General features: G+C 63.3%; 8 protein-coding genes. 6 read left to right on the top strand and 2 right to left on the bottom strand.

Translation table 11 applies throughout. The features are described from left to right. Positions 1-18: 18 nt before the first annotated feature. On the bottom strand, positions 19-1,419 hold the full coding sequence (locus AC1MEM_RS20890) for an L-cystine transporter (protein ID WP_499473803.1): 1,401 nt from the start codon (positions 1,417-1,419) through the stop codon (positions 19-21). Positions 1,420-1,681: 262 nt separating this feature from the next. Here AC1MEM_RS20890 and AC1MEM_RS20885 point away from each other — a divergent pair, with 262 nt between their 5' ends. Next, entirely contained in the window at positions 1,682-3,397 is a 1,716-nt protein-coding gene (locus tag AC1MEM_RS20885) for a methyl-accepting chemotaxis protein (protein ID WP_499473801.1), read from the top strand. 14 nt (positions 3,398-3,411) lie between these two features. Here the strand turns inward: AC1MEM_RS20885 and AC1MEM_RS20880 are convergent, their stop codons facing one another. Continuing rightward, positions 3,412-6,093, bottom strand: a complete 2,682-nt coding sequence (locus tag AC1MEM_RS20880; RefSeq protein ID WP_499473799.1) for a bifunctional diguanylate cyclase/phosphodiesterase — start codon at positions 6,091-6,093, stop codon at positions 3,412-3,414. A 350-nt stretch (positions 6,094-6,443) separates the two neighbouring features. Between AC1MEM_RS20880 and AC1MEM_RS20875 the strand changes: the two genes are divergently transcribed. The 5 genes from AC1MEM_RS20875 to AC1MEM_RS20855 all read left to right on the top strand — a co-directional run bounded on the left by AC1MEM_RS20875 (position 6,444) and on the right by AC1MEM_RS20855 (position 12,946). Further along, complete coding sequence (locus AC1MEM_RS20875; protein WP_499473797.1) at positions 6,444-7,118, top strand: hypothetical protein; 675 nt, start codon at positions 6,444-6,446, stop codon at positions 7,116-7,118. A gap of 222 nt (positions 7,119-7,340) precedes the next feature. Further along, positions 7,341-10,043, top strand: coding sequence for a type VI secretion system Vgr family protein (locus AC1MEM_RS20870; protein ID WP_499473795.1), 2,703 nt, complete (start codon positions 7,341-7,343; stop codon positions 10,041-10,043). After that, a complete protein-coding gene (locus tag AC1MEM_RS20865; protein WP_499473793.1) occupies positions 10,040-10,918 on the top strand; it encodes a DUF4123 domain-containing protein in 879 nt (292 codons plus the stop codon). The genes AC1MEM_RS20870 and AC1MEM_RS20865 overlap by 4 nt, the downstream gene beginning before the upstream one ends. Next, positions 10,915-11,502 carry a DUF3304 domain-containing protein gene (locus AC1MEM_RS20860; RefSeq protein ID WP_499473791.1) on the top strand — a complete coding sequence of 196 codons (588 nt, stop codon included), beginning with the start codon at positions 10,915-10,917 and terminating at the stop codon, positions 11,500-11,502. Before AC1MEM_RS20865 ends, AC1MEM_RS20860 begins: the two co-directional genes overlap by 4 nt. Next, on the top strand, positions 11,480-12,946 hold the full coding sequence (locus AC1MEM_RS20855; RefSeq protein ID WP_499473789.1) for a T6SS phospholipase effector Tle1-like catalytic domain-containing protein: 1,467 nt from the start codon (positions 11,480-11,482) through the stop codon (positions 12,944-12,946). Before AC1MEM_RS20860 ends, AC1MEM_RS20855 begins: the two co-directional genes overlap by 23 nt. Positions 12,947-12,953: the final 7 nt, after the last annotated feature.

The following is a 12,953-nucleotide window of genomic DNA, read 5'->3' as shown; positions in this document are numbered from 1 at the left end:
TATTAACTTTTCTTTGCTTCAGGCGGCTTGTTCTTCCCCGTCCAGATTGGTTTCCACGTCGCTATTAAATATGCCCATGTCGGTGGCGCCGAGCGCGCGCGAGGTCAGGGTGCCGGCCGTGATCGAACCGCTCACGTTCAGGGCGGTGCGACCCATGTCGATCAGCGGTTCGATCGAAATCAGCAGGCCCGCCAGGGCGACCGGCAGGTCCATCGCGGAAAGCACGATCAGGGCGGCGAAGGTGGCGCCGCCGCCGACCCCGGCCACGCCGATCGAGCCGAACACGACGGTGGCCAGCAGCGGCAGCAGGAAGCTCGCGTTCCACGGGTCGATGCCGACCGTCGGCGCGATCATCACGGCCAGCATGGCCGGATAGATGCCGGCGCAGCCGTTCTGGCCGATCGTGGCGCCGAAGGACGCCGCGAAATTGGCGATGCCTTCCGGGATGCCGAGGCGCGTGGTCTGGGTCGCCACGCTCATCGGGATGGAGCCGGCGCTGGTGCGCGAGGTGAAGGCGAAGGCCAGCACCGGGAAGATTTTCTTGACGTAGCGCGCCGGGTTCAGGCCGGACAGTGCCACCAGGACCAGGTGCACGCAGAACATCAGGATCAGCGCGCTGTAGGAAGCGAGCACGAAGCCGAGCAGGTTCAGGATGTCCTGCAGGCTCGACCCGGCCACGACCTTCGCCATCAGCGCGAACACGCCGAACGGGGTCAGGCGCAGCACCAGGGTCACCATGCGCATCACGATCGTGTGGGCGACGTGCACGAAATGGCTGAAGGAGGCGAATTCGCCTGGCTTCTTTTGCGCGATGCCGGTCGCGGCGATGCCGACGAACACCGAGAAGAACACGACGGCGATGGTCGAGGTCTTGCGCGCGCCCGTCATGTCGAGGAAGGGATTGGCCGGAATAAAGGACAGCAGCATCGACGGCAGCGAGATTTCCTGCGCCGTCGACAGCGAGCCCTGCAGGTATTCGCCGCGCGCCACTTCGGCGGCCGAGGCCGTGAGGCCGACGGCGGTCAGGCCGAACAGCTTGGCCATCAGGATGCCGATCATGGCGGCCACGGCCGTGGTGGCGATCAGGATGCCGATCGTCAGCGCGCTGATCTTGCCGAGCGAGGCCGCGTCGCGCAATTTCAGGATCGCGCCGATGATCGAGACCATGATCAGCGGAATCACGATCATCTGGAGCAGCTTCACATAGCCGCTGCCCAGCACGTCCAGCCAGGCGTTCGTGGCGGCGACGGCGGGAGAGCCGGCGCCGTAGATCGCCTGCAGGGCCGCGCCCAGCAGCACGCCCAGTCCGAGGCCCGTGAACACGCGCTTGGTGAACGAGGCATGCGCCGCCTGCATGCGGTAGAGGAGGGCGCACACGAGCAGGGCGACGACCAGGTTCAGGATCAGGGGCAGGGTCATAAGGATTCTTCGATGGGCGCTTAGCGCAATTGAAATTTATCCGCAGCATTTTATAGGCAAACCGATTACCCCGCAGGACAGCAAACTTGCCGATTTATCCTGAGCGCTTGACGGCTTGCTATTTTTTCGTTGCACCAACGCGACGAAAACCCTGAAAGCGGTATGGATATCCGATAGTGTTTCCTTGAGGATTGATAAATTTCTATAATCTAATTAACCCAGCCGGTCGGGCCTTCCCCATTACTTCTTTCGCGGTCGAATCATGTTCAAGAACATTACCATCAAGACGCGCCTCATTTTCGTCATCGGCTTTCTCGCCATCGAACTCATCGCTGGCTTTGCCGTCGGCATCCTCAACCTGGAAAAGTCGAACGACGCCATGAAGAGCATGTACGACGACCGCCTGGTAGCGCTGTCGCAGCTCGGCGAGGTCGAGCGCGCCACCAAGCTGAACCAGATCCTAGTTGCCAAGGCCGTCACGACCGGCGCCCCGGCGGCGCCGATCCTGGAGCAGGTCGATGCCAACACGGCCCTGGCCGACAAGGCATGGCAGGCCTATGTGGGGACCAGGATGGACGACGAGGAAAAGCGCGTGAGCCAGCAGTTCGCCGCTTCGCGCGCACGCTTCCAGGAGCAGGCCATGAAGCCGATCATCGCGGCCTTGCGCGAGGGCGACGTCGACCGTGCCACCGCACGGATGAATGGACCGATGCACGCCCTGGCGGCGCCGATGGGCCAGGCGATCGCCGCCCTCGTCAAGATCCAGACCGATGTCGCCGCGGCGGATTTCAAGCGCTCGCAGGAAATCGTCGGGATCGTGCGCATCGTCTGCTTCGCCGGTCTCGTCGTCGGCCTGGCGTTCGCGGTGGTGCTCGGCTGGCTGCTGGTGCGCGCCATCGTGCGTCCGCTGGAAAAAGCGGTGCAGATCGCCGGCGCCGTGGCCCAGGGCGACCTGACCCAGCACATCGAAGTGCGTTCGAACGACGAAACCGGCCGCCTGATGGGCGCGCTGCGCGACATGAACGATTCGCTGGTCGAGATCGTCACCCGGGTGCGCGCCGGTACCGACACCATCTCCACCGCCTCGAGCGAGATCGCCGACGGCAACCTGGACCTGTCTTCGCGTACCGAACAGCAGGCCGGCGCGCTCGAGGAAACCGCTTCCTCGATGGAAGAGCTGACCTCGACCGTGCGCCAGAATGCCGACAATGCGCGCCAGGCCAATGTACTGGCTGGCTCGGCCTCGCAGATCGCCGGCAAGGGCGGCGCAGTGGTGGCGCAGGTGGTCGAGACGATGGGCGACATCAATACTTCGGCCGGCAAGATCGTCGAGATCATCGCCGTGATCGACGGCATCGCCTTCCAGACGAATATCCTGGCGCTGAACGCCGCCGTCGAAGCGGCGCGTGCCGGAGAGCAGGGCCGCGGTTTCGCGGTCGTGGCGGGCGAAGTGCGCAACCTGGCCCAGCGCAGCGCGGCGGCGGCCAAGGAAATCAAGGGCCTGATCGACGATTCGGTCGGCAAGGTGCGGTACGGTTCCGAGCTGGTCGACCAGGCCGGCGCGACGATGAAGGAAATCGTCGCCAGCGTCAGCCGCGTGACCGACATCATGGCCGAGATCAGCGCCGCCAGCCAGGAGCAGACCGCCGGCATCACGCAAGTCAACGAGGCGATCGTGCAGATGGACCAGACCACCCAGCAGAACGCGGCCCTGGTCGAGCAGGCCTCGGCGGCGGCGCAGTCGCTGCAGCACGAAGCGGCCTCGCTGGCGCGCACGGTGGGCGCGTTCCGGATCGCGGGCAGCGTGGCGGTCACGGCCGCGGCGCCCAAGCGCCAGGTCGCTCCGGCGGCAAAAGCGCCGGCACCTGTACCGGCCCGTGCCACGCTCGCCAGGCCCGCCGCGCGCCCGGCAGCCGCGAAGCCGCGTCCGGTTCAAATGGAAGCGGCAACCGCGGGCGACGGCTGGGAAGAGTTCTGAGCGTCTAAGCCGGCTCAGGCGACGACGGCGCGGTTGCTCTCGATCAGCGCCGGCACCATCTCGGCCTCGACCGGCCGGCTGAACAGGAAACCCTGGTAGTCGTCGCAGGCAAGGCCGCGCAGGATCGCCAGTTGTTCCTCGGTCTCGACCCCTTCGGCCACCACGGCCAGCTTCAGGTTGCGCGCCAGGTTGACGATCGAGCGCACGATCGCCGCGCTGTCCTCGTCGCGGCCGAGGTCGCGGATGAAGGCGCGGTCGATTTTCAGGCGCTGCACCGGGAAATGCTTCAGGGCCGCCAGGCTCGAATAGCCGGTGCCGAAATCGTCGATCGACAATTCGACCCCGAGCGCGCGGATCGCGTGCAGCAGGTCGTCGACTTCGCCCTCGCGCCGCATCAGGGCCGTTTCCGTGATCTCGCATTCGAGGCAGGTCGGATCGATACCGGTCTCGAGAATGCAACGCTGCATCATCGGCACCAGGTCTTTCTGGTCGAACTGGCGCGGCGACAGGTTCACCGCCACCTTCAGCCGCTCGCCGCCCGCGTTCCAGCGCGCCAGCTGGCGGCAGGTTTCCTGCAATACCCAGGCGCCGATCGGCACGATCAGTCCCGTGCGTTCGGCCAGCGGAATGAAGCGCACCGGCGACACGTCGCCCAGTTCCCCGTTTTTCCAGCGCAGCAGCGCCTCGAAGCCGACAATGCGGCCGGACCCGATCGCCACCTTCGGCTGGTAGACCATGCGCAGCTCGCCGCGCTCGAGTGCGCGCCGCAGCTGGGCCTCGACCGTGAGGCGCTCGTCGAGGTCGGTCTGGGCGCTCTCGGAGAAGAAGTGGATCGTGTCGGCATCGGCGCCGATGCGGTTGCGGGCGCTCTCGGCGCGCCGGAACAATTCGTCGGCGCTTTGCCCGTCCTCGGGGAAGATCGACACGCCCACGCGCGGACCGAGGGAGAATTCGCGGCCGTTGACGGTGAGCGGGCTCGATAGCCGGCGGTGCAGGGCGGCCGCGAATTCCTCCAGCTCGCCGCGCCCGTGGTGCGCATGCACGAGCACGGCGAATTCATTGCCCTTGATGCGCGCCACCCCGGCCGCGCGCGGCAATTGCGACTGGAACAGGGTGCCGACCTCGCGCAGGGCGGCATCGCCCGCTTCATGGCCCAGCAGGTCGCTGATTTCGTGCAGGCGCGCCAGCGACACGACCAGGGTGCCGAGCGGGGTTCCCTTGGCGGCGGCGTCGGCCAGCTCGGCCCCGAGCAGGTGGCGGAAGTGGTTCTGGTTCGGCAGGCCGGTGAGCGCGTCGAAATTGGCAAGATAGGCCAGGTGCGCCTCGGCCCGTTCGCGCTCGGTGATGTCGGTCAGCAGGTTCACCAGCTGTACCTGTCCCGAGGCGTCGAGCAGCTGCGACGTCTGCTGGATCACCGTGCGCGCCTCGCCGCTGCCGTCCTTGACGGTGGCCAGCGCCTCGTCCGTGCGGCCGGTGCCGAGCACCAGCGCGTAGCGGCGTTCGCGCTCGGCGCCACCGGCCGGGTCCAGCACCTCGGCCTCGAGCGATCCCTGCATCTCCTCGGGCGCGCGTCCGGCGAAGCGGGCAAACGCGTCGTTCCACACCACCAGCCGGCGCGCATTATCCAGCACCCAGATCGGCGTGCGCACGGCATTCAGGATCGCCGCCAGGTAACCTGCGCTCCTGCCGGCGCGCGCTTCGCTCGCCTCGAGGCGGGCGATCAGGGCGTGCTGGCGCCGGGTGTCGCGCGCCACGCGCCAGGCGAGGAACACGAGCACGACGCAGACCAGCAACAGCAGCGGCACCGCGGTCCACAGCCGGCCATACCAGGACGCCAGTGCCGCCGATTTGTTCATGCCGGTGATGATCACCAGCGGATAGTGGCCGACCGCGTCATAGCCATACACCCGCGCCAGGCCGTCGACCGGGCTGACCGTTTCGAAGGCGCCGCGCTCGCTCACCGGCAGGTGCTGGCGGAACAGGGGCGTGCCTCCGAACGAGCGTCCGATGCTCTGCGCCAGCGTCGGTCCGCGCACCAGCATCGTGCCGTCGCGGTGCAGCAGGGTCACGGAACCGCCTTCGCCCAGTTCCACCAGGCTGTAGATGCGCTCGAAGCGCTCCGAGTCGACCTGCGCCAGCACCGAGCCGACGCGCCGCCCGGCCGCGTCGTGCAGCGGCCGCACGAACTCGATGATGCCGCGCCCGGTATTGGCGTCGACTGCGGTGATGCCGATCTCGAGCCCGTCGCTGCGCAGCAGGTCGCTTGCCGGCGCGGCCGGGGCACGGGCGCCCGCGGGCGCACCAGGCGGCAGGGCGCTGGCCAGCAGATGCCCATCGAGGCCGTAAACATACAGGCCAAGCAGGTAATCCTGGGCGGCGCCCTGTTCGTTGAAATAGTCGAGCCGAGGCGGCTGGGTGCGGGGGCCGGCCTTGTAGCTGCGCTCGACCTGGTGCAGCGCCTGGTCGACCGCCTGGGCCACGATCTGGGTCTGCGCCGCAAACGCGATGGCCAGGTTGCGCAGCGTGGTTTTCTGCTGGCGCATCGTGTCCTGGTAGCTGACCTGGAGCATGGCTGCGGTACCGAGCACCAGCGTCAGGATCAGCAGCGCCGCGAGCGCACCCAGGCGGGCCAGCGAATAGGGACTGAGCCGCAGGGGCGGCGTGGCGGTTGGCGGGGATGGACCGCGTAATATCATGTTTGACGCATCGATCTGCCTCGTGGGCGTGGAGTCTGGGCCATGTCGCGGCGTGGCCGGGCTGGCGCTTTACGGCCGGGCCGGCCTTGTCGCGATGCCTCACCCGGATTATGCAATAAGGCGCGCAATGGCGGCACGCAGGAAACTGAGCAGTACGGTGGACGGGCGCGAACGCGGGGCCGGAGCGGATGATAACGCTGCCGGCGCTTCTGGAGCGTATTTGATGTCCGGATGCGTCAGTTGAGGACGGCGCCTTGATAAATGTTGACTTTCCGATCACGCGGGAATAGCCTCGAACACAGCACTGGCGCCGTCCAGGTGTCGACGACTGCATTTCCTTCGAGGTGATCATGACGTTCACGCTGCCTGCCAAATCGACGTGCAAACCCTCCGATGCCGGCGCGGTCGAAAAATACCTGCGATCGATTGTCGCCTACCAGCCCAAGGCCCGCACGACCTACCAGTTCTACGAAGTGATCGATGCACGGCTAGGCCCATGGGGGGAGGCCGGCTACCCGATCGGCTACGGCAAGAAATACAATATTGCGTTCACGACCGACGCCAGCCTGAACGATCCGTCGCGCTGGGTCAGTGCCAAGTGGGTCAGGGAAACCACGGTCAACCTGCAACTGCCGCTGATCGCACTCATCGTGGCGCGCATCAAGGCCGGCACCCTTGCCAGCCTTGACGAGAAAACCTTGCGCCAGGCAGCGTTCGCTTCGCATCCGAAGGCGTATCTCGACGCCGGCCTGGTCGATGTCGCGAGCTACGAGGTGGAATCCATCCCGCGCATTCTCCTCATTCCCTACGCCGAGTTCAACCCGACCAATCCAAGTTTCAAGGCGACCGTCATGCAGGTGATCGCCGTGATCAAGGACCCCGGCCTGCTGGGGTGGATCACAGCCCTGTCCAACGGCGTCACCAACTGGCCGGTGCGGGAGATCAAGAGCAGGCTTGGCAGCCTGTTCACCTATCTCGACTGGGAGATCAAACAGTCGTACGGCTATCCGGCCAACCTGTATTGAACGTCGCCACAGCCCGGATGCGGGCGGGCTGGACTCCCACGTCCTTGTGTCTTGACGGCACGCTCAACCTTGACGCGGCGCAAACTATAGATGAGGCCGCGAACCCTGCGTTTCCACTGCGATATCGTGATGAGTGCTTTCCTTTGAGCACGGCCGAGGTGTGCGAGCAGCGATGCCCGTGCCGAGGTCGCGGATCGATCCGTACATGGAGCGTCGTCGAGGATGCCAAATCTTTCAGCGCGAGAACTCAGGCGGACCCTGGCCGCCTTTTCCAGCACAACCAGGCTTTACGAACTGTTCGTTAGTGACGGCAGGGCGGCGCTCTCCACGGGATTTCTGGTCGAGGCCTTTGCGGCGGACGACGCGGTGCAGGAGATCGGGGCCCGCGACCTCATCGTCCTGTCGACCAGTGCGCATGTCGACCCGTCGTCCCTGCTGGGGAAGGGGGCCAGGCTGGAGATCAGCCTGGCCGACGGCACGCGCACGCGCTTCGCCGGCGACATCAGCGAAGCGGCGATGCTGGGCAGCGACGGCGGCTTTGCCCGTTACCGGATACGGATCTCGCCCTGGTTCTGGCGGCTCGGCCAGGCGCGCAACAGCCGCGTATGGCAGGACAGGACGGTGGTCGAGATTGTCGATGAAGTGCTCGCGCCTTACCGGCCATTGGCACGCTGGCGCTGGAGCGACGACACCGGACAGTTCATGGCGATGGCCGTGCCGCGCAGTTATTGCTGTCAGTACCGGGAGTCCGATCTCGATTTCGTACGTCGGCTGCTGTCCGAGGAAGGACTGTGCTGGCGCTGCGAGCAGACCCCGGACGGGCCGGGAATGGTGCTGTTTGCCGACAGCAGCCGGGCCTGCGCCGTGCCCGAGGACCCGTGCAGCAAAGTTCAGGGCGGCGTCCGTTTCCATGGCGTCAGTTCCGTCGAACGCCAGGATACCGTGCAGGCGCTTGTGGCACGGCGCAAGCTGTCTGCGTCGCTCGTCACGGTCGTCAGTCCGAACTATAAGTCGAAGCAGGTAACGGCGGCCAGTTCGCCCTCCACCCTCCGGCGTTCGTCCAGGTTACCCGTGCTGGAGTCCTATGATGCCCCTGGCCAGTATGCGTATGCGAACAGGAAGGACGCCGAGCGCTACGCCGACCTCGCCATGGAAGGCATGGAAGCACGCACCCAGCTGTGGCGCGGCCGCTCGACTGTGCGCACCCTGCGCGCGGGAACCCGGATGGTCGTGTCGGGTGCGCCGCGGCGCGCGCTCGGCGCCAGTGCGCCGTTCACCATCCTGAGGGTGACGAGCGTCGGGGTAAACAACCTGCCGCCACCGGCCCGTGATGCGCTCGCCGAGCTGTTCGGGCCGATTCCCGAACTGCTGCAGGAACTTGCGCCCGACGCGTTTTCGGTCGACTTGGCACTAGCGATCGCCCAGGCCATCGAATCCGGTTATGCCAACTGCTTCGAAGCCATCCCCACGGAGTTTCCCTGGCGTCCCCAATTGCCCGGCAGCGAGGGTCGCCGGAACGCCAGGCCAACCGCAACCGGGTCGCAGACTGCGATCGTCGTTGGGCCGGACGGCTCGGCCGGCAGCGGCATGGGCTGCCAGTTCCTGCCGCGCATCGGCCAGGAAGTGCTGGTGCAATTCCTGGAAAACGATATCGACCGGCCGATCGTCGTTAGTGCCCTGTACAACGGCCAGGGCGAGGGCGGCGTCATTCCGACACCGGGCGGCCGTGTCGATCGTGCCAGCGACGCGAAGATATTCGGCCGCGCCCCTGATCACGCGCCTTCGGCGCAGGGCAACCTCGCCGGCGGCAATAGTCCCGTCTGGCACGGCGCATCGGGCGACAGCGCCGGCCACCGCAACGGCGCCGCGCAGTGGGGCATCCGCAGCAAGGAATTCGGCGGCGCGGGCTATAACCAGCTCCTGTTCGACGACACCGATGCGCAAGGCCGGGGGCAATTGAAGTGCAGCCATGCGTCGACCGAACTGAACCTCGGTCACCTGATCCACGCCGCCGACAATTATCGGGGCAGCTTCCGCGGTACGGGCGCCGAGCTGCGTACCGATGCCTATGGCGCAGTGCGGGCCGGCGCCGGCTTGCTGATCACGAGTTACCAGATCGAACACAGCGCTGCCAGGCGCGATCCGGCCGGCGAGAACGCGGCTGCGGGCAGCTTGCTGCAACAGGCGGTCAAGCTGGCGGAGACATTCAATGGGGTAGCGGTAACGCATCAGGCGGTTGGCCTGGCCGCTCACCTGGGGGCCGCATCGGCTGACGGGAGCGTACTGGACGGCACAGCGGCACCGTTGGCCGCGATGTCGAAGGCGGTAGCGGGCGAGGTGGAAACGCAGGGCAGCGAGCCGCTGCCGCACCCGAGCGCGCCTGTCATTGCGATCGCCGCGAAGGATGGCTTCGGCGCGAACGCCGCGCAGAGCTTGCAGCTATCGAACGGCGAAACCGTCAGTGTGATGAGCGGACAGGACACCCAGTTCGTGGTCGGTGGACAGATGCGCATGCATACACGGCAGGCAATCGGCGTCCTCGGGGGCGTCGTGAAACCAGGCGAGGGCGGAACCGGGCTGCAGATGATTGCCGCCAGGGATGCGATCGATCTCCAGGCGCAGGGCGATGAGCTGAAAGTACAGGCGCGCGACGCCATCGATGTGATCAGCGCGAATGGCCATATCGACTGGGCAGCGGCCAAGCGCATCAGTTTGTCGACGGCGGGCGGGGCGAACATCACGATCGAGGGCGGGAATATCACGGTGCAGTGCCCGGGAAAGATCAAGGTTCATGCGGGCAAGAAGAGCTTGATCGGTCCGGCCCGACTCGACTATCCGCTGCCAGCCCTGCCGACGAGCATTTGCGTCGAGTGCCTGCTGAAGGCGCGGGCCGCGGGCTCGCCTTTTGTCGTGAGGTCCGAATGAGTATTCCCATCGATTTTCGCGCTGTTGCCGAGGAAATTCTGGCGGCACATCCGAGCTCGAACCTGTACTTCCTGCTCGACCATGCCGGTATGCCCGGCCTGCACCGGCAGCTGCTTGCCAGTTCGGTGGAATGGTCGAGCTTGTTCGATTGCAGCAGGGAGGCCAATGCGCTGCAGGTTGCGCCGTTTCTCGTACTGGTCGGTAGCGTGGGGCAATTGCGGATGTTCCGTCATCTGTTCAAGTGGATAGGGGAGCACGGGACCTACTCCTCTTCCGTTGTGATGTTAACGACTCCGCTGGATATTGGGCAGCTTCGAAATCGACTGGCTGCGCGCCTTGATGTGATGTTCTCGGAAAACATGGAGGCAATGCTGCGTTTCTTCGATCCGCGGGTGTTAGAGAGTCTGGTGAGTATTTTGTCTGCCGAGCAGGCAGAACCTTTTTTTGGGGCGGCGGAATCCTGGCGATATGTCGACCGCTCCGGGAAGCTTGTGAATTTCAACACAAAATTTGACCCCCAGAATAACTTTTCCGCTCCACTCCTACTCACTCAGCGGCAAGAAATTGCGTTGCTCGATGCGTGCGAAATCGATCAGGTACTCAATCTGCTTCGAGAGAACTTTTCGAACCTCTTGAGGGCGGTCCCGCCGGTTGATCAGCCTGCATTCGTCAGCGAATCCATTGGCATGGCAAAACAGGGCGGGGTGGAATCGGTTTTCAAATTCTCGATTTTTACCGCGACGATTCTGATGTACAGGAAAAAATTCGCTGATGGGGCAGAGCGAGAACGATTGCTGGAAGAATTAAAGCGGGACGACTTTGCTTCAGAACGGCTAAGCATTTTTGATCTTGATGAAACTGGGGAGCAGGTATGAAGAAAATGTTGACTCGTGATCGAACACAACAGTCCATCGTGCGATGCGCTTGTCTAATGATGTTATGTATGACGTTCAGTGCATGCCATGCACGGTCGGGCAATTCGACAGGGGGAAATGACGACGGCAACGATCTTCTTTTGGGGCTTGTTGGCTATAATTACACAGATCGCAATATTTCGAGTTACACGGTGAATGACTCTGGAGGCGGCCACGTCTTTCTGAGCTCTCCGGATAGCGGCGGTAGCGGTGTAACCTGCTGTGTAAGGATTTCTAAAAAATCGACGAGACCTTTGCGCGTCAAGGTTCGGTGGCAATACGATGGCTGTACATATCTCATCAAGGACGAACGCACTGGGGCGGCTGATAGGGTAAGACATTTTTATTTCAGAGAGACTGAAGTAGACGTTCCCCGGCCCGCCGGCGAAGAGCCGAATACCATCGAAACCCATTTTTATCCCGACGGGTCCGTGCAAGTTTTTCTATCGAAAGATGGAGCTGGGCCGCGCCTCTCCCTTGATGGGAGGCGGAAGGACAAATCTTCATTCCCAAGGTGCAAAAATGACGAAAAGCCAGAAGTATGACTCAGTGGGCGATCAAAAGACGCCTGGCCTTCAGGCAACGGAGTCCGGCCTTAGTACCGCAACCGATCAGGCACGGGGTATCTCAGCAGAAAATCCTGGACCAGCACAAAGACTGTCGACTTTGCAAAACATGGCCGCGTCGTTAAAAACCCGAAACAATCTGAATGGCGCTCCGGGCGCATGCACACAAATCCTATGGCTCTCGTTTTTCTTCGATGGTACTGGCAATAACCTCGATGCAGACCTTGGTCTGGCAAAGCACAGCGCTATTGCAAGGTTATACAGGGCGCATGTACCGAAGAACGATAATCAAGGAATCCTTGTCGTATATATCCCGGGAATCGGCACCTATTTCCCTGAAAAGGGCGATGACGGGGGCAGTGCATTGGGCCTGGGCTGCGGGAGGATGGGCGACCGACGCCTCGAGTTCGCACTCGAGCGACTCGATAGCTTTCTAGCCAAACCGTTGGCACGTGCCAAGGCGCCGTCAAACGCAATCAAGGAAATCAACATCGCCCTGTTTGGATTCAGCCGGGGTGCTGCGCTTTCCAGGGCATTCGTCAACATGGTGATGGAGGAGCGATGTGTACTACGCAACGGCAGGTGGATTTTGAAGGAGGGACACTGGCCAGTTCGCTTCCGCTTCCTCGGCTTGTTCGATACCGTTGCCTCGGTTGGTTTACCCATGAGTTCAGGTACTACGGGTGTGTATGAAGCCGCTAACGGAGATACCGCGGGCTTGATGGCGAAACGCCGGAGAAACTACCGAGCGACTCGGCCCGAGGAACTGGCTTATGCGATCAATGCACTTCCAGGCGCAGACCCAGCATGGGGAAACTCTCATGGGCATGACGACTGGGGCGACAGGTTACGGGTTCACGCGACCATTGAGGAGGTGCGCCATTTTGTTGCGGCGCACGAAATTCGGAATTCATTCCCGGTCGACAGCATAAGCGCCATCGAGAATGGACGAATATTCAAACCGGCGCATTTTCACGAAGCGGTGTACCCTGGCGCGCACTCCGATGTAGGTGGCGGCTATGCTCCCGGCGAAGGCGCAAAAGGAATCCGTCCTTCGCAAAACCTGAGCTTAATTCCGTTGCGCCACATGTACGAACATGCCTTACGCCAAGGGGTGCCAATGCTCGCCGAATGGCAAGCAGATAATGCAAACGATTTTGCAACCGATCCGGCAATGTGTGCCGCTTACAATAGTTATTTGAAAGCCGTAGGACCATTTAAGACCCTAGGTGAGGGTATCAACAAACACATGGCCTTGTACTATTCTTGGCGTTTCAGGGCAATCAAGCGTAAAGTCGCTGGCGACATAACGGAAGCCAGACTTATCGAAGTCCACGACAGGAAATTCCGGGAGCAAGATGGCGCATTGACGCGTGAAGTTGACAACCTGGCAAAAAAGAGAAGCTCGCACAGTTATCTTTGAATGCATC

The organism is Telluria sp. AIW5, from assembly GCF_056680575.1.
The sequence above is the reverse complement of the archived record's forward strand: the minus strand, read 5'-3'. Positions and strand labels throughout refer to the sequence as shown.

Excerpts from the sequence above, each read along its gene's own strand:
- AC1MEM_RS20870 (WP_499473795.1), top strand. The coding sequence starts at position 7,341 with ATGCCAAATCTTTCAGCGCGAGAACTCAGGCGGACCCTGGCCGCCTTT.
- AC1MEM_RS20865 (WP_499473793.1), top strand. The coding sequence starts at position 10,040 with ATGAGTATTCCCATCGATTTTCGCGCTGTTGCCGAGGAAATTCTGGCG.
- AC1MEM_RS20890 (WP_499473803.1), bottom strand. The coding sequence starts at position 1,419 with ATGACCCTGCCCCTGATCCTGAACCTGGTCGTCGCCCTGCTCGTGTGC.
- AC1MEM_RS20855 (WP_499473789.1), top strand. The coding sequence starts at position 11,480 with ATGACGAAAAGCCAGAAGTATGACTCAGTGGGCGATCAAAAGACGCCT.
- AC1MEM_RS20885 (WP_499473801.1), top strand. The coding sequence starts at position 1,682 with ATGTTCAAGAACATTACCATCAAGACGCGCCTCATTTTCGTCATCGGC.
- AC1MEM_RS20875 (WP_499473797.1), top strand. The coding sequence starts at position 6,444 with ATGACGTTCACGCTGCCTGCCAAATCGACGTGCAAACCCTCCGATGCC.
- AC1MEM_RS20880 (WP_499473799.1), bottom strand. The coding sequence starts at position 6,093 with ATGATATTACGCGGTCCATCCCCGCCAACCGCCACGCCGCCCCTGCGG.
- AC1MEM_RS20860 (WP_499473791.1), top strand. The coding sequence starts at position 10,915 with ATGAAGAAAATGTTGACTCGTGATCGAACACAACAGTCCATCGTGCGA.